Annotated in this window: 15 protein-coding genes; 6 read left to right on the top strand and 9 right to left on the bottom strand. The window is 53.4% G+C overall.

Annotated elements, in window-relative coordinates:
* Positions 1 to 193 precede the first annotated feature (193 nt).
* The 6 genes from HII30_RS11830 to HII30_RS11805 all read right to left on the bottom strand — a co-directional run bounded on the left by HII30_RS11830 (position 194) and on the right by HII30_RS11805 (position 7,606).
* Positions 194 to 580: a type II toxin-antitoxin system PemK/MazF family toxin gene (locus HII30_RS11830; protein ID WP_169505239.1), complete on the bottom strand. Its 387-nt coding sequence runs from the start codon at positions 578 to 580 to the stop codon at positions 194 to 196.
* Positions 580 to 885 carry an AbrB/MazE/SpoVT family DNA-binding domain-containing protein gene (locus HII30_RS11825; RefSeq protein ID WP_211184558.1) on the bottom strand — a complete coding sequence of 102 codons (306 nt, stop codon included), beginning with the start codon at positions 883 to 885 and terminating at the stop codon, positions 580 to 582. Before HII30_RS11825 ends, HII30_RS11830 begins: the two co-directional genes overlap by 1 nt.
* A 59-nt stretch (positions 886 to 944) precedes the next feature.
* A complete protein-coding gene (udk, locus tag HII30_RS11820; protein ID WP_169505238.1) occupies positions 945 to 1,577 on the bottom strand; it encodes a uridine kinase in 633 nt (210 codons plus the stop codon).
* Between the two features lie 161 nt (positions 1,578 to 1,738).
* Positions 1,739 to 2,596 carry a hypothetical protein gene (locus HII30_RS11815; RefSeq protein WP_169505237.1) on the bottom strand — a complete coding sequence of 286 codons (858 nt, stop codon included), beginning with the start codon at positions 2,594 to 2,596 and terminating at the stop codon, positions 1,739 to 1,741.
* Between the two features lie 241 nt (positions 2,597 to 2,837).
* Positions 2,838 to 5,936 (bottom strand): DEAD/DEAH box helicase, encoded by a 3,099-nt coding sequence (locus HII30_RS11810; RefSeq protein WP_169505236.1) that lies wholly within the window; start codon positions 5,934 to 5,936, stop codon positions 2,838 to 2,840.
* Positions 5,933 to 7,606: an SWIM zinc finger family protein gene (locus HII30_RS11805; protein ID WP_169505235.1), complete on the bottom strand. Its 1,674-nt coding sequence runs from the start codon at positions 7,604 to 7,606 to the stop codon at positions 5,933 to 5,935. Before HII30_RS11805 ends, HII30_RS11810 begins: the two co-directional genes overlap by 4 nt.
* Before the next feature lie 53 nt (positions 7,607 to 7,659).
* Here HII30_RS11805 and HII30_RS11800 point away from each other — a divergent pair, with 53 nt between their 5' ends.
* Positions 7,660 to 7,929 (top strand): hypothetical protein, encoded by a 270-nt coding sequence (locus HII30_RS11800; RefSeq protein ID WP_169505234.1) that lies wholly within the window; start codon positions 7,660 to 7,662, stop codon positions 7,927 to 7,929.
* A gap of 494 nt (positions 7,930 to 8,423) precedes the next feature.
* Here the strand turns inward: HII30_RS11800 and HII30_RS11795 are convergent, their stop codons facing one another.
* Positions 8,424 to 9,245, bottom strand: coding sequence for a helix-turn-helix domain-containing protein (locus HII30_RS11795; protein WP_169505233.1), 822 nt, complete (start codon positions 9,243 to 9,245; stop codon positions 8,424 to 8,426).
* Positions 9,246 to 9,383: 138 nt separating this feature from the next.
* Here HII30_RS11795 and HII30_RS11790 point away from each other — a divergent pair, with 138 nt between their 5' ends.
* The 5 genes from HII30_RS11790 (at position 9,384) to HII30_RS11765 (ending at position 15,897) form a co-directional block, all read left to right on the top strand.
* Entirely contained in the window at positions 9,384 to 10,157 is a 774-nt protein-coding gene (locus tag HII30_RS11790; protein ID WP_169505232.1) for a sugar phosphate isomerase/epimerase family protein, read from the top strand.
* A gap of 221 nt (positions 10,158 to 10,378) precedes the next feature.
* Complete coding sequence (locus HII30_RS21930) at positions 10,379 to 11,191, top strand: response regulator transcription factor (protein ID WP_343045098.1); 813 nt, start codon at positions 10,379 to 10,381, stop codon at positions 11,189 to 11,191.
* Between the two features lie 3 nt (positions 11,192 to 11,194).
* Positions 11,195 to 12,460: a HAMP domain-containing sensor histidine kinase gene (locus HII30_RS11775; protein WP_169505231.1), complete on the top strand. Its 1,266-nt coding sequence runs from the start codon at positions 11,195 to 11,197 to the stop codon at positions 12,458 to 12,460.
* Between the two features lie 223 nt (positions 12,461 to 12,683).
* The gene (locus HII30_RS11770; RefSeq protein WP_169505230.1) at positions 12,684 to 13,547 is read left to right on the top strand and encodes an ABC transporter ATP-binding protein; all 864 of its coding nucleotides are present in this window, start codon (positions 12,684 to 12,686) and stop codon (positions 13,545 to 13,547) included.
* A 1-nt stretch (position 13,548) separates the two neighbouring features.
* On the top strand, positions 13,549 to 15,897 hold the full coding sequence (locus HII30_RS11765; protein WP_169505229.1) for an ABC transporter permease: 2,349 nt from the start codon (positions 13,549 to 13,551) through the stop codon (positions 15,895 to 15,897).
* Positions 15,898 to 16,053: 156 nt separating this feature from the next.
* Here HII30_RS11765 and HII30_RS11760 read toward each other — a convergent pair whose 3' ends face one another.
* Both HII30_RS11760 and HII30_RS11755 read right to left on the bottom strand, forming a co-directional pair.
* A complete protein-coding gene (locus tag HII30_RS11760; RefSeq protein WP_169505228.1) occupies positions 16,054 to 16,446 on the bottom strand; it encodes a hypothetical protein in 393 nt (130 codons plus the stop codon).
* 774 nt (positions 16,447 to 17,220) lie between these two features.
* The gene (locus HII30_RS11755; RefSeq protein ID WP_169505227.1) at positions 17,221 to 19,710 is read right to left on the bottom strand and encodes a glycoside hydrolase family 38 N-terminal domain-containing protein; all 2,490 of its coding nucleotides are present in this window, start codon (positions 19,708 to 19,710) and stop codon (positions 17,221 to 17,223) included.
* Positions 19,711 to 19,739: the final 29 nt, after the last annotated feature.

Genomic DNA, 19,739 nt, shown 5'->3' with positions numbered 1-19,739 from the left:
AAGAAGCTGCCGCCTGCAACATACAGGCAACAGCTTCTTCACGTATCCTAACCTTTTTTAAAATGTCCTTTACAAGGGGTACAGTTTATTTTCCCGGAAGCCTTTTTTTATTTTACAGATAGCACATCGATCTTAAGAACATACTCCTGCAACAAGGTCCCTTCATAAAGGAGAGGCTTATCGTATAACATGGTTAGGCAAGAATTGCTCGAACAATGCTGATTACTCGTATAAAAAATTCAGAATTAACATCTACTTGACCAATAACCGCAGCATTCCTTGCGGATAAGTCGATCGACTTGGTATGCATAGTCAACGCGGCTCCGCTTAAAATTGTAAGTTCGGGCTTACCCACTAAGCTCCCATTAATATGAATACCTTTAGGAACTTCAACCTCAAAAGAGTACCCCTTCCGGGAGCTGATTACGGGTACTAATACGGCTAAATCAGCAATGGATTCATCAATCAATCCATCGGATAGTACAATGGCTGAGCGATATCCAGCCTGCTCGTGCCCTTTCGTGGGGTTTAGATTCACCCATACTATGCTTCCACGGACTACAGTTCCCGTTATGGGCATTAGATGATCTCATCTCCTACAGGCTCTACGAATTCTTCTTCATGCGCTTTTATACCAGATTTGGAGGATCCTCGTAGACTCAAAAACAATGCTCGAAGGCCTTCTTGATCATCGGCAGCAGGATACGCAGGACGCAGTACAATATTTCCATCTTCCGATACGTGGAAGTTTACGTTTGTGCCTTCTGAAAGTTTTGCTTGTTTAGCCACTTCAGATGGTATACGAACAGCCAAACTGTTACCCCACGATTTTATTTGTCCTTTTGCTAAAGATCTTGTTGCAATCGTCACTTGAATCAACTCCAAAAAAAAGCCCCTTCCGTCATGGGAAGGGGTTTTATAAAGAGGAAGTATTTAACAAAAAATCAGCTTCCCCACCGGCGCTCACCGGTCAGATATTTTTCGGTCAAAATAGACAGCAGCTGGATACCGACCTCGTTCTCCCCGCCCTCAGGGATAATAATGTCCGCATATTTCTTGGAGGGCTCGATGAACGCTTCATGCATCGGTTTCACCGTGCTCAGATACTGGTCGTGGATGGATTGAATCGTCCGCCCGCGATCCTCGATATCACGCACGACCCGGCGCAGAATCCGCACATCGGGGTCGGTGTCAACAAACACCTTGATGTCCAGCAGCTGGCGCAGGTTCTCGTCAGACAGCACATGCAGTCCTTCAATAATGGCAATATGGTTCGGCGTCAGCGCAAGCGTCTCTTTCTGTGAGCGGGCATGATTGGAGAAATCATAAACCGGTGCCTGAGCGGGCTGCCCGGATTTCAAAAGCTCCAGATGCTGAACCAGCAGTGCGGTGTCAAAGGCAAACGGGTGATCATAATTGATCTTTTCACGTTCTGCAAAGCTGAGATGAGGGTTGTCCTTATAGTAATTATCCTGAGATACAAAAGTCACTTTATCAGGTCCCAGTCGGTCAATAACCGAACGGGCCACCGTCGTTTTACCGGAACCGGTACCACCGGCAATGCCAATAATAAGCATGGTGCTTTGCTAAACCTCCCTAAGGTTTTCGTTCCTTGCAATTGTAGTATTGTATCACAGGGAGATGCATTTTTCACTATGGCGCGGGCTGGAACCTTCAGGGATAATGCAGGCATGAATGTAACACCGAACGGGTGGACACGGGCCAGTGCGGGTCATCATCAAGCAGTCGGCCTAATATCAAACATACGAGTCACCTCATCATACAATCCCATAGACATCATAAATTGTTTCAGCAGTTCAAATACGGGAGATGGCGCGTCAAATTGGTTATGAACATACATGTAGTTGATGTCACGGATGAAAGCGAGCTTGGCTTCTATACTGGAGGCAGCTTCAAAATAAGCCGTCATTCTTTGCAGCTCTGCTTCATCCTGAGGTGCATGGGGCTGAAATGCATAGTGTTCGCCGTGGACTAGGGCATTACCGATAATGCCCAACCCATCCAGAGTGGAAAGGACAGAGGACTGCGCCCTCTCATTCATGGTTTCCCGGAGGTATGGAAGCACAGGTCGATTCGCTGCACCTAATTCTTGTTTGAGACGTGAATGGATCTCATCATACGCAAGTCTTAGCGACTGGGGTGCGTCGTCATCAACAGTTTCATAGGTTTCCGGAGGCTGATCCCCGTCCCGATGGGGCCACCAAGCTTCCAAGCACTCGGCATGGGGTACGGAAACGATCAGATCCATGAATTCCACAATATTACGTGCAACTAGGCGCAGCGGAGGGTCATCCGTGGGAGTTACACAGACAATGGGTGCATCCTCCAGATGCTTGACCCGGCCAAAATCCGTTAAAAATCCAAAATGAATGCCAGCCCCGCCCGTGTCGGCGATGGGAATCAGATCTGGCGGTGTGATGGAGTAAGGGAAATAAGAGTTCGCTAAACGAAAGGAGATAAGATCCATGCTAAATCCCCGGTCTAGGAAATGCTTATCAAGCGTATGCAAAGAAACGATGATTTCAGGTACCTTGTAAGATCCGTACGCTGCAAGAAGTGATGTATCCATTGACATTGCTATATCCTCCCTGGGATGATCTGGTTGTACGTTGAAGGTCATTATTTATGGAAAAATAAGGTTATACATATCATATAGTAGCTAAATTTATATGACAACGGCAAAAAGGCTGCCGGGGTGCAGTTTACGACCCCGACAGCCTTTTTATACAGCTTGATATGCTTGGCCAATGCAGTGCATTGCCGATGCAGCAGCCCGACCTCTAAAATCGGCCGCTTCGCCGCACCGTTTCGCCACATTACGCCCAATCACGCCGCAGTGTAAACAGATCCTTCAGCTCTTCGGTCGACAGCTCGGTGATCCAGCCCTCGCTGGAGGAAATGATATTATCGCTGAGCTGCTGTTTGCTCTCCAGCATCTCGTCGATCTTCTCCTCCAGCGTGCCGAGAGAGATGAACTTGTGCACCTGAACATCTTTGGTCTGGCCCATGCGGTAGGCGCGGTCCGTGGCCTGATTCTCCACCGCCGGGTTCCACCACCGGTCGTAGTGGAACACATGGTTGGCTGCGGTCAGGTTAAGCCCGACCCCGCCGGCCTTGATAGACAGGATGAACACATTGGGCTGTTCATCTGCCGGCAGTGTGCGGGACTGGAACTGGTCGATCATCCGGTCACGCGCACTTTTGGACGTACTGCCGTTCAAGTACAGCACCGGTTCTCCAAGCTCCTGGTGCAGCACCTGCTGGAGCATCTCACCCATTCCGATGTACTGGGTGAAGATGAGGCAGCGCTCGCCCTCCTCCCGAAGTTCCTTGACCAGCGCCAGCAGGCGCTCCAGCTTGGCCGAGCGGCTGATGATGCTTTCCGTGTCCAGCAGCTGGGCGGAGGAAGGCTTCGCTTTTCCTGCTGGAATACCCTTGACGGTGATCAGGTCCTGGTCACCGCCAGATTCATCACCTTGAAAGAGATTGTTCCCTAACCCGGCATGCTGCAGCTGGCGTGAAGCCTCAGTGCCAGCAGGTTCCTCCCTGAACGGAAGAGGCTCCTTCGATAGCAGAAGCGGATGGTCGCACAGCTGCTTGAGGCGGGTGAGTGCTGACAGGATCGCACCCTTGCGCTCAATCCCTTCCAGCTTCTGCATCCGTGTCATCAGGTCGCTGACGGTCTGGTCATAGAGCGCACCCTGCTCTGTGGTCAGGTGGATGAAGGTTTTCATCTCATTCTTATCCGGCAGATCCAGCTGGATGTTCGGGTCTTTCTTTTTGCGCCGCAGCATGAAAGGTTTGACAAGCTTTTGCAGATCGGCGGTTTTGTCTTCGTCCTGGCCTTTCTCGATCGCCTGGATAAAACGGTGTGTAAATGCCCGCAATCCCCCCAGATAACCCGGGTTGATAAAATCATAAATCGACCACAGCTCAGCCAGCTTGTTCTCGATCGGCGTACCGGTCAGGGCAATCCGGTGTCTCGCCGGGAAGCTGCGCACCGCAGTGGATTGCTTGGTCTGCGCGTTCTTGATATTCTGCGCTTCATCGAGACAGATGGACTCCCATTTCAGGCTCTGAAGCAGCTCCTGATCCAGTGTTGCCGTGGCATAGGAAGTCAGCACCAGATCCGCTCCGGCTGCTTCAGCAGCAAATTCCTCGCTGCTGTACCGCTTGCTGCCGTAATGCAGCATAATCTGGAGCGAAGGGGCAAACCGGCTGAGTTCCTTCTGCCAGTTGCCCAGCACGGAGGTCGGACAGATGAGCAGGGAGGGCCTGCGCTCCTGGCTGCCTTCTGTCTGCTCCGCGGCGGTCTCTTTGATATGAAGGAGATAGGTGATAAACTGAACGGTTTTGCCCAGTCCCATATCATCAGCGAGACAGGCACCCAGTCCAAAGCGCCGCAGAAAAGCAAGCCAAGAGTACCCCTCATGCTGGTAATGGCGCAGCTCGGCCCGCAGACTGGATGGCACCGGCAGCAGCGGCCCCTCGCTCTGGCGCCCGAGCTGGCTGATCAGACGGAGAAGGTGCTCGTTCAACTCCACCTCCAGGCGGACGCGTTCCGGCGATTTCTCCTCGCCGTCCACAGCACTGCCTTCCGCGCCTTCTTCGCCCGCCCCCAGCAGATGCAGGTGGAGAATGTCCTGAAAGGACAGGCCCTCCGACTTGTCCACACCCGACATGGCTTGACGGATCTGTGCGATGAGTGCCGGGTCCAGCGGAATCCACTGGCCGCGGAACTTCACCAGCCGCTCGTTCCGGGCGACCAGCTCCGCGAACTCGGCTTCCGTGAGGTCGGCATTGCCAATTGCGATACGCCAGTCAAAATTGACAAGAGAATCAAGGCCGAACAGCGAGCTGCCCGCACCGCGTTCCGCACCTTCTCCGGTGCGGACCTTGGCCCGCAGCCGAGGGCGCTTGCGGCTCGCCGCCTCCCACCAGGACGGGAGCAGCACCTGCCATCCGGTCTGCAGCAGCCGGGCGCTGTCTGACGTAAGGAACCGCCAGGCGGCTTCGTCGGTCAGGGGACCTCCGAACAGATCCTGGCTGTCCCCTGAGCGCATGGAAGCAGGAAGAGCTCCGCGGAGGCGTTCCAGCCAACCGGCTGAACGCTCTTCCACATGTACAGACCATGGGTCCGGCCATGAACCATATGCCCGGCCGTCTTCGGTCAACCGAATGGGAAACAGGACGGTGGGATCGGCCTTATCCTGCAGTACCAGGGTGAGCCGCCAGCCGGTTTCTTCTTCATCCGGTTCCAGCAGCTGCAGGATCGGCCGGAATGGGGCGATATCCGCTTTCCAGCCAATGGCAATGAGCCAAGATGAGGCATCCATACCGCTGGCAGCGGTACGGTCGCGGGAGAAGAGAAGCGGATATTCCTGCCGCAGATCTGCTGCATCCGCCTCCGTGCCGAAGCATTGGTGGAAGACCGATGCGGTGAATGCAGCATTCATCCCCTCACTAAAGAGCGGGTCTTCTTCCAAATCGGCAAGCACGGACCTCGCTCTGGCATCCAGCGCTTCGGCATCCCAGGTCCATTGAAGCTTTCCTTCTTTATAAGCGTCAAAGCTCGGGACGAAGGCTTTGCGGCTTATCAGATCCTGCAGGACCGGTGCGAGTTCCATGAACGGCTGGCTTTCATCCCCCCAGTTCCAGGAAATATGCGACAGCAGCGGCAGCTCCGAGAAGAAAGGAATCACCTGCTCTGCAGGCAGCACGACCAGCTCGACATCCTGAATCTGCTGTACCTCCAGCTGCGTACCGTAGACAGAATCTTCATGCCAGGCGAACAGCCGCTGTTTTAAATATTGTCCGGAGAGATAGGTTCCGGTATCCAGTACGCCATAGATCAAGGCGTCTCCGTATGCACTCAACGTAATCTGTACATGGATCGTTTGGGTATGCATGCTCATGATATCAGTTTTCCTCTCCGCAGCTCCTCCTGAAGCGCGCGCAGCCGGCTGTGGCGTTCAGCAAAAGTGTCCATAAACGCGTTCCAGCGCTCGGTCTGCTTTAATTTTTTATACAGCTTGGCCAGCCGTTTCAGGAGTTTGACTGCAGATTTGTAGCTGCTTCGGTTTTTCTGCAAAATATATCGTTCCACCGCCTGGTGGTAAAAAGGGAGCAGCAGCTCAGGAGCCTCTTTCTCAATCGGCGCAAGTACGGTGACCCGAAACTCCAGCGGCTCCCGGCCGGTACTGAGCTGATAATCCATCCACTTGCGCCATTGCCCGCGGGAGAGCAGTGCGTCCTGGTAGATCTGACTGGAGTAGGGAAGCATCTCGCTCAGCGTATCCCACAGCTGCTGCTCGGCATGCGGTATATGCTCTACGGCGTGTTCCCAGTATGACATATATTCGTCCATCCGCTGGTTGCGGTAGCTGGCCAGCAGGGGACCGGCCTGAACCAGCCACTCCGTCAGGCGTTTCCAGGAGGCATTTTGCTTCAGCACCTGCAAAAAATGCAGCAGATGGACAGGCTGGATATACAGTGCTTTGTCGGCTGCACGCAGCAGATCCCAAGCCATTTCATCTTCGTTCAGGTAAAAATGCATCAGACTCTGGGCGAACATGCCGGAAGCACGTAACCCCGGGGCAAGCTCAAGCTCAGCGGTTCTCAGCTGCTGCAGCTCATGTCTAAAGGTTTCCTGATTCCGGCAATAAGGTGCAATGCCATCGATCCAGAGACGATTATAGATTTGTGAGAAAAAAGGGTGGTTTCGCGGCTCGATCAGCATTTTTCCTCTCAGCCAGTGCAGCGTTTCCGTCAGGCGTTCCTGATGTGATCCATCGTTGTCCTCGAGCCGGAACGCCCAAGCCTCGCTTTGCAAGCGGCGGTGGACGTCTTTCGCAATATCATCTGCTGCCATTTGCACATGATAGCCCATGAACAGCGTAGCCCCGGCTCCGGGAGCCTGCGGCTGACCGATAAGCTTATCCAGGACGAACAGCCTGGCGTGAAGGTCATATAAAGCATCCATCAGAGGACGGCTCTTTTCCGCGGAGCTGGGCTTGATATCCGTCAAAGCCGCCAGCATGTTGCGGGCATACAAAGGACTGGAGGCAGGGGTGCCCGTCATGGCTGCCATCTTTTGAAACAGCTCATGCCAGGCGGATATCGGCATGTCCTGCATGCGAGAGGCCTGATCCCGGAGCGCTGCCAAGGCTTCCTGATGCTGCTTCACGGCAGAGGGCGGCTTCTGCGCCTGGACTGCCTGCGGTTTGTCCCTAGTTACAATTTTCGGCACGTCCAGATACGAATGAGCATTAGCCAGAGCAAGGACGGACCTCCCTTGACTGGAGGCCGCTTGGAACAGGACGGCCGCCATATGCTTGCAGGCCTCGCCTACCGGACAGGTGCATGCACTGTTTTCCAGGGATTCCGGAAGGATGCGGACCTGATAGGACTTGCCGCCATTGACGATAGCATCGATCTCGCCCGATTCATGAAGCTGCATCGACTTCACCCGGTTTTGCTTGTAATATTGAAAGCCGCGCTTGATCATAAGGTCCGAAAAATACGCGGCGGTGTTCTGTATCAGTGTCTGCCACTCCAAATCATCCAGCGGCTGAGCAAGATTCATACATATCCATCTCCTAAAAAGCAAAGGTTTCTGGCTCTAATCTAACATATTCCATGATGACAATAAACAAGCTGGTAGAGAAAGGATGGCCGTTTTGGGCTGTTCGCTGCGGCACTTCTAACGGATATTCGCAGCACTCGTCTCTATGGCGCACTGCCGTAGATGCGTCACTCAGCCTCACTTACTTAGATTCGCAGCATCACGTCTCACAGCAGCACATTCGCAGTACTCATTATACTGCCGCAGATGCGGGAACCCCGCTCACAGCAGCACATTCGCAGCGCCCCGTTCCTCTGCCGCACATCCCGCCTCCCGCTTCATAGCCGCATATTCGCAGTAAGCAGTAAGTTGTACTTTAACGGACATACAGTCCGTTAAAGCCCATTTTGCAGGTGTTTTACGATTCTAACGGACACAGGAGACGCTTAGAAGGGAGTTTTGCGCTGTCCCACCCTGTTTTTGGCACGCTAACGGACTGTATGTCCGTTAGCGTATGCAAAAGTGCCAAATATTACTTCTAACGGACTGTATGTCCGTTAGAGCGGATTAAGGGAACCAGATGTCCTTAAATACCTGATAAAATACACCAGCATCTCCGTTTACAGCGACTTCAACTGACAGATCAGCGCCAGCCCAGGGATCTGCCCCTCAGAATACCAACGCCAACAACCTCACTGCACAGCAGCACAGCACTTCGCTGCCCGTTGGGGCCCACCAGCACCAGCTCCCGCCAGCACACAACAGCATCCCCGCCACCACCTCATTGCACAGCACCCCGTTGCCGCTGGGGCACCCCAGCGCATTCCGCACTACGCAGCTACGGCAGCTCTGCCGGGAGGGTCATCTGCTGCTGATCCTCCCGGAATTTCACTGGCGGCATGCCGTATTTGGAGCGGAACACGCGGTGAAAATACGAATAGCTGGCAAAGCCGCACGTCTCGGCAATCTCCTCCAATGTCATAGAGCTGTATTTCATGCGCTCCACGGCGGCGTTCAAGCGGATCTCGAGCGCATACTGAATCATCGTTTTGCCGTAACTGGCCTTGAACAGCTGAACCGCCCGGGACAGGCTGAGACCCACATGAGACGCAGCCTCATCCAGCTTGAAGGTGACCGTCGCGTGTTCTTCGATGAACCGCTTCAGCCGCAGGGCGGTGAAGGCGGAACGGTCTGTCGTTTTGTTTTCGGTGATGGCCCGGTCCAGGCACAGACACAACCCGCGAAGCAGATATCCGATCAGCTCCCCGTTCTCGCCTTCCAGGCCGCGGCGCTTCTCCAGCAGCAGCTGTCTCCATAACCCCAGCAGATGATCGTCGATGGTAATCCGGTTGACCCGCTGCCGCGACATGCGTTTCCACCAGTCCTCGATCCATGTACCGTCGCAAAATATATAGTAATCACCGCTCGACATCCGGCCGTCATTTTTTTCGTCGCTGACCTGCAGTTCATATTCATCCCCCGGCTCCAGCAGCAGCAGGTCACCTGCCTGAAGAAGATATTCGTTACCGTTGCAGTAGGCCCGGGAAGAGCCTTCCGTCTGCAGCCTGAACAGATAGGAGGTCAGTCCGCTTTTGTAGCTGTGGCTGAATCGTTCACTGTGATAGGAATAATCGCAGATCAGCAGTCTTGCTTCCGTCATGGATACACACCCCAATTTAAAAATAAGCAAATAGTGCAGGTTTATGGAATATAGTTTATGTTCATTTTAGCTTAAAATACGTTATGATGGTACCAGATAGAGCAATCAATTAACTTTTTGAATAGAGGTGCATCACCAATGAGAAGAATGAGTATTGGTTTGCAATTGTATACACTGCGCGAGGAAACAGCAGCAGATTTCAAAGGGACGCTCCGTAAAGTAGCAGAACTTGGTTACGAAGGTGTTGAATTTGCTGGATACGGCGGGATTCCGGCCGAAGAAATGAAGGCTCTTTTGGACGAGCTCGGCCTGAAAGCCATCGGCAGCCATGTCGGCCTGCATCTAATGCGCGAGAATCTGCAGCAGGAGATTGACTACCTGAAGACGATCGGCGCTAAATACATGATTTGTCCTTTTGTCCTTCCTGAAGACCGCAAGGGTGAAGAGGATTGGAAATCCCTGTTCTCCTTCCTGGAGGAAGCTGGAGCAGAAGCTACGAAACAGGGCCTCATCTTCGGATACCATAACCATGATTTCGAGTTCACAGATCATGTGGGCAGCGAAACCGTATTTGATGCCATGTATACAGCAGTATCTCCGGAATTCCTGCAGGTTGAGATGGATGTATGCTGGGTGCAGTTCGCCGGCCAGGATCCATTAGCGTATATTAACAAATATGCGGGCCGTCTGCCGCTGCTTCACCTGAAGGATTTTGACAAGGACGAGAACGGTGGCCTCAAGACATTGGAGCTGAGCCAAGGTATTGTAGATCTGCCGGCTGTGATCCAGGCTGCATCTGATGCAGGAACGCAGTGGCTGATCGTGGAGCAGGACAACTGCCAGAACCCGCCGCTCCAAAGCATTGAGAACAGCTTGAACTGGGTGAAAAACAACTATCTGAACCAATTCTAAAAACTTGCCTAAACCACAAAGCAGTGGCGGTATCAGGGATTAAATCCTGTGCTGCCACTGCTTTATTTTGGTCTGCTGACGTGAGATTAGCCGGCTATCTTTTCGCTGAATTTCCTCAGCTCATCCTCGTTCGCAGCATATATCCTTGCACTTAACCGGACATTTCATCCTCGCGTGTTGTATGATAGTTACGAATCTATAAATGAAACGGAGCTGCCGTTGTGCAATATGATTGCCTCATTGTCGATGATGAAATCAGCCTCGCGGAGACGACGTGCGAGTATTTGAATATGTTTGATGTACGGACATCTTTTGTGACGAATGCGAAAGACTGTCTTGATTTTCTGGCAGAGCATGAGCCGTCGCTGATTTTGCTGGACATTAATCTGGGCGGCGATTCCGGGTTTGAACTGTGCAAAATCATTCGCCGCACGCTGCAGGTTCCCATCCTGTTCATCAGCGCCCGGACCAGTGATGACGATGTGCTCATTGCTCTCAATATCGGCGGGGACGATTACATAAAGAAACCATATACACTGAGCGTGCTGCTGGCCAAGGTGAAGGCTGTGCTGAAGCGGTATCAGTCTGTTCAATGGTCACAGCTGCACGGCAGCAGTGAAGTCGGCATGGATGAAGCCGCATCGGGAGGTCATACCCCGGGCTCAGCAGCAGATTGTGCAGCAGTTAAGGGCTCAGCCCCGGGTCAAGCTGCGGCTTCTGCCGCAGCCGCAGTACCAGTACCGGATTTGCCTGTCCTTGTGGATGGTGACCTCGGTTTGGTTCAGGTGCGAGGGCGGGAGATTCGTCTCAAACCGATGGAATTCAAGCTGCTCTCATACTTAATGGAGCACAGGAACCGGGCGCTCAGCAAGGGTGAGCTGTTTCGCAGCGTATGGGGGGATGTCATTACCGGTGACGGTACACTAAATGTGCATATCCGCCATCTTCGGGAGAAGATTGAAGAGGATGCCAATAATCCAAGATGGATACTCACCGTCTGGGGGACGGGTTATGTATTCAAGGACGGTGTCTGAGGTATGAGGCTGAAGGTGTGGGCGGTTGTCTTTTTTGGCGTGATTACGCTTGGCTTCGGATATTCCTGGCAGCAGCTGCAGCAGATGCAGTGGGATTCCGGTGTAGATATTGTGGCGGTGAATGATGTTGTCAAAATAGCGGAGCGGGAGTGGGGCCGTCTCGACCAGCAGGCCTTTGCAGATATATCCTTTGACTATGCGGTTCTGGATATGGACGGAGCGGTACTGCTGAGGTCAACGGATGGGATCTCTACTACCGTTTACGATGCCATCGCGAACCGGGATACGGTGGCGGATGTGATGAAGGGACAGTCCGTTGTCGGTAAGGTTATCATTCCGAGCACGGGCGGACAGGCCGCGCAGCAGACAGCAGCTAACATCCTCACTATGGCTGCCCTTGTGTATGCCGCCGCTGCCGCTGCCGGGGGTTTTTACTGGGTGTACCTGAACAGGACGATCATCTCGCCATTTCGGCAGCTGCAGCAGTTCGCACAGCATGTGGCCCGCGGTCACCTCGACCTGCCGCTGACGATGGACCGGCATAACCGGTTCGGTGCTTTTACCGAGAGCTTTGATCTGATGCGTGATGAGCTGGCAGCTGCCCGGCAGAGCGAATTCGAAGCGAATCAGAGCAAGAAGGAGCTGGTGGCCAGCCTCAGTCATGATATTAAGACTCCCTTGTCTTCCATTAAAGCGGTCAGCGAGCTCATGCTGGTCATGACGCAGGATGAGAAGCAGCAGAAGCAGCTGCGGACGATCTATCACAAGGCGGAGCAGATTAACCTGCTCGTTACGGACATGTTCCATGCGACATTGGAAGAGCTGGAGCAGCTGAATGTCGAGGTGAACGAAACGTACAGTTCGGTGCTTTCGGACATGCTTGATCGTGCAGATATGGATAACAGGCTGAAGTATGAGCCGATCCCGGAGGTCATGCTGCTGACCGATGAGGGCAGGCTTCAGCAGGTGCTGGATAATGTGCTGAGCAACTCGTACAAATATGCGGGCACGCCGGTTACGATCGAATTTTCAATGCAGGCGGAGACGTTGGATGTGACCATATCCGACGATGGACCAGGTGTGCCGGAAGAGGAGATGCCGCTGTTGTTCAATAAATTTTATAGGGGGCGGAATGCGGAGAACAAGTCCGGCGCCGGGCTCGGGCTCTATATTTCCAAATATCTGATGAACCGTATGGGTGGAGGCATCACTTGCCGTAACCGGGAGGGCGGTGGATTCACCGTTACCTTGAGCCTCAGGCTGGCCTAGACCGTCTAGACCGCATAGACTGCGTGATACCTATGAAGGCTCCTGCCGCTGACGACGCAGACAGATCAGCCTCGCGGTCATACCTTCAGCACGAATCTGAGCCGCGCAAAAATTAAGAATTCGTTAAGAATTGCACAAAGCCCTGTTAAGAACATCTCAGGTAAGATAAGGCTGTAAGCATGAGTGCAGTCTTATTTTGTTTGTATAAGGGGAGTGAGTCCGGATGGTGAAATCGTTGATTACGACACAAAAGCTGTGCAAAACCTTTTCCAAAGGCGGCCAGCAGCAGCATGTGCTTAAAAATATGGACCTGGATATCTACGAAGGAGACTTTACGGTAATTATGGGAAGCTCGGGTTCCGGAAAATCGACACTGCTGTACGCTCTGTCCGGTATGGATAAACCGACGCTGGGTGAAATCCGGTTCGCAGGAAGAGAGATTTCCAAGCTCAGCCACGATCAGCTGGCGCTGTTTCGCCGGGATCACTGCGGGTTTGTTTTTCAGCAGATTTACCTGCTGGATAACATGAGCGTGCTGGACAATGTGCTGGCAGCGGGCCTGCTTCAGGCCCGGAAAAAGAAGGCGGTTGCGGAAAAAGCCAAAGAGCTGCTGAAGCGTGTCGGTCTGGCAGAAGAAGCGTGGGGGAAATTCCCCTCCCAGCTGTCGGGCGGCGAGGCTCAGCGGGCAGGCATTGTGCGTGCCTTGATTCATGAGCCGGATATCGTCTTTGCCGATGAACCGACGGGGGCGCTGAATTCGGCATCCAGCATGGCAGTGCTGGATATTTTGACCGAGATCAATGCCGGGGGACAGAGCATGGTGATGGTGACGCATGATCTCAAAAGCGCGCTGCGCGGCAGCCGGATCCTGTACCTGCGTGACGGGATCGTCTGCGGGAAGCTGGCATTGGGCCGATACAGTGCGGCAGCGGGGGCGGAAGACGGGCTGGCAGCCCGTGCAGGAGCCAGTGCAGGAGGCAGTACTGACGGCAGCACGGTGACCCGTACGGAAGATGGTACAGTAGCCGGAGATGACAGCAGCCGGCTGGAACGCCTGAACCGCTTCTTAGCCGAGATGGGGTGGTAGGATGAGCATCTGGAATCTGACTGCAGCGAATCTTCGCAAAAACTGGGGGTCGGCATTGTCTTTAGCGATGCTCATTCTGCTGTCTACCCTGCTGCTGCATGTAGGCCTGGGGATTTTCGTCAAGGTAGATCCGTTTTTTACAGAGCGTGTTGAGGAGAGCCAGAGCGCGCACGGTATCGTTATTTTGCAGGAGAAGCTGTATGAACCGGAACAGCTTGCTTATTTGCAGCAGGATTCCCGTGTCACTTCGGTTGAAGCTGAACAGGTGATGTATATGGGCCAGGCCAGCATAGGAGTGGGCAGTCAAAGCATGGGCGTGGCATCGCTGTTCATGAATCTGGATCAGGAGCGTGACATTGCGCCCGTGAAACTCCTGCAGGAAGCCGCTGTCCCGGCAGAGAAGGCTGTCTATGTCCCGGTCTCGCTGAAAAATATGGGATATGAGCTCGGTGATGCGCTGGACCTCAGCTACTTGAACAAGGATTTTCAGTTCATGGTAGCTGGATATTTTGAAACGACGGCTTTTGGGACGGTGAACTCAGGTACTCTCAAATTTTATGTCAAAGAACCGGCATATCAGCAGCTGGAGAAGTCGATCAAAGACACGGCGGGCAGCCGGATGCTGTCTGTGCGTATGGTGGACCCGGAACAATCGTCCCAACTTCTTCGCAGCTTCAAGGAAGAGACCGGGGTCAGACAGTCCGAGGAAAGTACATTTCTGAACACCAATTTTATGGATTACCGCAGCATGGCGATGGTGACGACAATGATGATTTCGATTTTTGCTATGCTGCTGGTCGCATTTTCATGGATTATTGTCATCGTGGCTCTGATTGTCATTCGATTCCGGGTCGTGAACACAATTGAGGATCAGATGGTGAATATGGGCGTTCTGGGGGCGCTGGGTTATACCAGCCGGCAGATCAAAGCGTCTTTGATTCTTCAGTTTATGGTGATCAGCGCGGTGGGAGCAGGGCCGGGATCGCTGTTAAGTTATGTTGCTCAACCGGCAATCAGTGATCTGTTATCCAGTTTGTCGGGCTTGACCTGGGTCAGCGGTTTTCAGCCGGTGATTGATCTGGTCAGTGCCGTTGTGGTGCTGCTGCTGGTGCTCGGTGTTACCTTTGCAGCAAGCCGGCGTATCTCTAAGCTGCCGCCTGTGATTGCTCTTCGCGGTGGTGTGCATACCCACAGCTTCCGCCGAAACGCGGCTCCGCTGGACAGGGGCTGGGGCGGACTTCAGCTGCGGCTGGCGATGAAAAATATAGGAGCTAATCTTCGGCAGAATGTCATCGTGGCCTTGATCATGGCCGGCGTCACCTTTGCTTCCGTATTCACGGCGATCATTCATTACAATGTTGCTGTAGACAAGGGCGCACTGTATGACATGTTTGGCAGCGAAATGTCTGACATTGTGATCAGTGCACAGGAAGGGGCCGACAGCGCATCTCTGTTCACAGCCTTGGCAGGAAAAGAAGGGGTAGTTAAGGCGAATCTGCTGGATGTTTCCCCCGGGTTCATGGATGGGTTGGACCTGGCGGTGTATGTGGCTGAGGATTTTGACAGCATGGAGAATCTCTCGGTATACAAAGGCAGGATGCCCCTTCATGATAATGAAATCGTCCTGACCGGGGTGATGTCTGACAACGTAGGGAAGACGATCGGGGAGACGGTGGAGCTTGAAGCCGGTGGTAACAGCGGAAGCTTCCTGATCACGGGATTGACCCAAACAATGAATAACGGCGGTCAGGTGGCACTTATGACCCTTTCCGGGATGCATACTTTGAACCCGTCTTACGATATTCGCAGCCTGCATCTATATTTGGATGACCCGAGCAGGGTGGATGACGTTATTGATGAGCTTAAACAGGACTATGCGGAGAACATTGCTCAAATCCAGAACTATTATGAGCTCGCAGAAATGCAGCTATCGACATACAGCTCCTCGATTTCACTGCTCATGACCGTGGTTCTGATCGTGACTTCTCTGGTCGTAGCGCTGATCGTGTATCTGGTGATTCATTCGCTGATTTTGAAGCGGAAGCGGGACCTTGGTATTTACAAAGCAATCGGTTATACCACGTTTCAGCTTATGGTGCAGACGGCGCTTAGTCTGCTGCCAGCCATTGTCGCTGGGGCAGTTATAGGTGGGCTGCTGGCTGCATGGGTTTCCAACCCGCTGTTGTCCCTGCTTCTCTATAATGTCGGCGTATCGAGTGCTGCATTTGATGTTCCCGTGATCGTCGTGATGGTGCTGTGTGCTGCAGTAGTCGGGCTTGCTTATGTCATCTCCCTTGCGACTTCGCGGCGAATCCGCAAAGTATCCGCATATGAGCTGATTGTGGAATAGAAATAAACCCGGCCTGGTGCGCCGGGTTTATTTTTTTGGAGTGATCAGACAGATGACGTTGTGGAGAAATTAGTGGAGCAAGCATTCAGTGTAGTAATCCAGCAGCATTTAGTGGTATTTAGTGGATGGGGTTTGAGCAGTGAAATCTGTTTTTCACTACGGCTTAATGTGTGCACCCACACCATACCAGTGTCCGGATTTTAACTTGAGGGTGAGCTTAACCGGCTCCTTGAACGCGAAGTCAGTATGGGCATAGGTTTGAGAAGTAAACACTTTAGATACGACAAAAAAATGCAGCGGGAAAACCAGCCCAATGTCATGGACGCTGCCCTCATAGGCATAATTCGAGGTCGCACCGCGCTCTGCGGGATGGATGGTTTGATATGTGGCGTCGTTCATATACTCCGTATGATCGGCTTGTCCGCTCATGGCTTTTTCTAGGATGGTTTTAGTATCGTTCGCGATCCAGACGCCAACCCCGACATAGGCAATGATAAACAGCAGGATAATGGATACGGCGAGCTTTCGTTTTTTGCTGCTGAGTTTCAATAGAATTCCTCCTTGGGCTAAGAATTATGGATTAGTTGATACAAAGGCAGACTAGGCAATGGCGACCTGCATGAAGCATCGATATTGTGATTTACTGGTGTATCCGGTGTCTGGTGTGTGGAGCCTTATTGTATAGAACGTTACTTGGGGGGGAATAGTTGGTGAGTTATCATAATAATGTGCAGGGGGAGCGGTAAATGGGACGGATTTGTATGAAACATCGTACAAATGGACGGCGCAAGTAGGGTAAATGAGTAGATTTGTACGAAATATCATATAAAATATGCGGTGTAAGTGGTAAATGAGCCGAATTTGTGTGAAGAATCGTACAAAGCGGCCGTATGAGCGGTAAATGAGGAAAATTTGTGTGAAGAATCGTACAAATGGATTCCGGGAGCGCGGGGGGTGGCGGTGTAGGGGCGGTGCGAGCGGAGTACGGAGCAAATGTGTGTGGAAAACCACATACAATGGGCAATGCGAGCGGAGTATGGAGCAAATGTGTGTGGAAAACCGCATACAATGGGCGCTGCGAGCGGAGTATGGAGCAAATGTGTGTGGAAAACCACATACAATGGGTGGTGCGAGTGGGGTATGGAGCAAATGTGTGGAAAACCACATACATTTGGCGCCGCGCGCAGGGCATGGGTCAAAAAAAAGGATCACCTCTGGTCTCTACAGACACGGAGGTGATCCTTCCTGACGCTACCCGGGCGCTACCCGGGCGCGTTGCCCTGCCACTGACCTGGCACCAGCCAGGGAGCGCAACACCAAACGTTACCCTTGGATACGATGAATCGTAAATCCACCGGTGGATGCGTGAAGCTTGCCTGCTGCCTGTTCCGGCTCGACGCCGCTCAGGCATTCTACCGCATAGCGGAATTCATAGAAGCCGCCGAGCGTGGCCTTGAAGTTGGTCTCCCAGTAGTTGGTCAGGATCCACGCATAGGTGGATAGGCGGCTTCCTTCCGCCTGCATGCCGTGCAGCAAACGCGGCTGAACATCCAGCGTGCCCAGCTGAAGCAGCGGCGTATCCGTCATCGACAGGGCCAGCGCCTGCTTATCCTTGGCGGAGTGCCAGAATACCCCTTCCTGCACACTGGTGTAATCCAGCAGGCTGTTCGGGATCTGGTCGATCCACGGACGGACCAGGCTGCCCGCTTTGTCCGCATACAGCTCTGCACCAGCACCCAGCGAGAACGGCAGAGCAACAAACACGTTCTCCGGCAGCCATACGCTGTCCTTGTGGAAGCGGACAGATACTTCGACTCTAGGCTGCTGCGCGAACATTTTGACGTGCAGCGCATAATAGGCCATGCCTTTGACGTCATAGACGAACTCCACCAGAGCGTACAGCGGTCCGTTCTCGACCACCTTAACCTTGGTCAGACGGCCCGTATCCCGCTGGACGTTGGTGCCCTTGCGGTTGCGGCCCATACGGGAGCGCGTGCTGACCACATGCATCGGATCATGCTCATCAACAGCCGGTGTGACCTCATATACAGGCGTGAATGGCGCGTGCTTCCGCTCCGGATCCAGAAGATCCGCGGCACGCTGCTTGTCATACCAGGCGGTGATGCCTGCACCCAGCTGCCACTCAATGCGCAGGCTGGCGGACTCGATGGAATGCTCTCCGACCATAATAGAGCTGCCGGTCTCCGGTTCTTTGCGAATATCGTCAATACCTTCAGCCGCGATGGAGATGGTATTCAGCGCTGTGACAATCTTCTCGGACGGCGAAGCTCCAGCAGGATCCAGCGGCTGGAACAGCAGCGTACGGGCCTCTCCGGATGCGAGGGTCAGCTCGGTGACCAGCGCATGATTCCGGGCAAGCTGGCAGCTGAGTTCCTTGCCGGTCGACTCGTCAATCAGCTGGAACGGCTTCTGCAGGAGTACCGTTTCCCAGCCATCGAGCGGTACGGTTACTTGCAGCGTGGCTTCCGCCGGCTCGGTGTTAATCACTTCATATCGAAGTGCGCGGTGCGGCGCGAGCAGGGCGCCGTCGCGGGCAGCCAACGTCTCATCCAGCGCACGGTAGGCCAGCACGCTGGCTTCGGCAGCATAAGCCTGCTTGCGCACTTCAAGCATCTGCACCTGCGGATGCCACGGCTCCCAGACAGAGGAGTGGTAGCCCCAGGTGTGCTCGGCATACATCGTCAGCGCCTGGGATGCTTCATCGACCCGGGACGCCGTAGCCACCTTTTGGCCGGGATCCAGACGCTTGACCTTGCGCAGTGTACGCTGGGCATCACGGTAAATCTGCGTATGCATCGCCGTAGAAGCAACACCGTCCGTCCACCAGTCCGGCCAGTCTCCGCGGTGTACCGGCACATCAGAGAGATCCTCCTGCTTCAATGCTGTGAAGAACTCGGACAGGGTGGCCTGCTTGATCGTAACCTGATCGCCGTTCTTCTCATTCCAGTCCGCGATCCACTCCGCAATATCCGAGTTCGGGGAGGCGTTATCGGTGCCCAGTCCGGATACCATTACCGGTACGAAGGAATATGGATATTCCTCCTGCTCCAGATTCCACAGGTAGCGGTTGATCCGGATTTCGGCGATTTCATTGTGAACATACTCCGGTTCCATCAGGTTATGACGGATTTCATCCTTGATCATATACTTGCCCAAGGCATCCGGACAGAAGCCCAGCTCATTGCCGAACATGTAATGCTCTCCATTCCAGACTAACAACTTCTCACCGTTTGGCGCTTCCCACCAGAAAGGCGTCTGCTTTCGTCCCAACGGATACATGCCATGATGTGTGTGAATACAGGAGAACAAGTGCTTAATGTTGTTCTCCAGCAGACTGCCGGCATAGCCCCAACTGTAGCCGTTAATGTCAGCCGTCATGGCGCTGTCGATCGTATGCCCAAAAGATTGTGCATACTGCTGCGCCTTGCTGTGATTGCGAACCAGCAGGTCATAATCCGCGAGCTCGGTCATGTTCAAATAGGTGCCGGACAGCTCAATGTCTCCGCGCAGAATAGCCTGCTGGAAAGCCTCCTTCTCCTCGTCTGTTGCTGCCTTCAGAAACTTTTCCACGGCCCAGAAGGTTTCACAGGTCCAGCGGAATGGCTTCCATTCCGGATGGTCTCCTTTGTGGGCAGCCTCTGTAATCTTGATGGCCTGGCGGATAAAATCCACATGATACTGCTCGATCCGCTCCTGACGCTCGGTGTACCCGATATCCGTATGGGAATGGTGGATGGCATAGATCGTCCAGGGACGGGATGGTGTATGGTTGTTTTTTGTAATGGCGCTCATAGAAATGAACCTCCTCCATAGATATCAAA

It is taken from the genome of Paenibacillus lemnae, from assembly GCF_012933385.1.
Taxonomy (GTDB): domain Bacteria; phylum Bacillota; class Bacilli; order Paenibacillales; family Paenibacillaceae; genus Paenibacillus_AQ; species Paenibacillus_AQ lemnae.
This window is presented reverse-complemented; position numbering and strand designations above follow the sequence as displayed.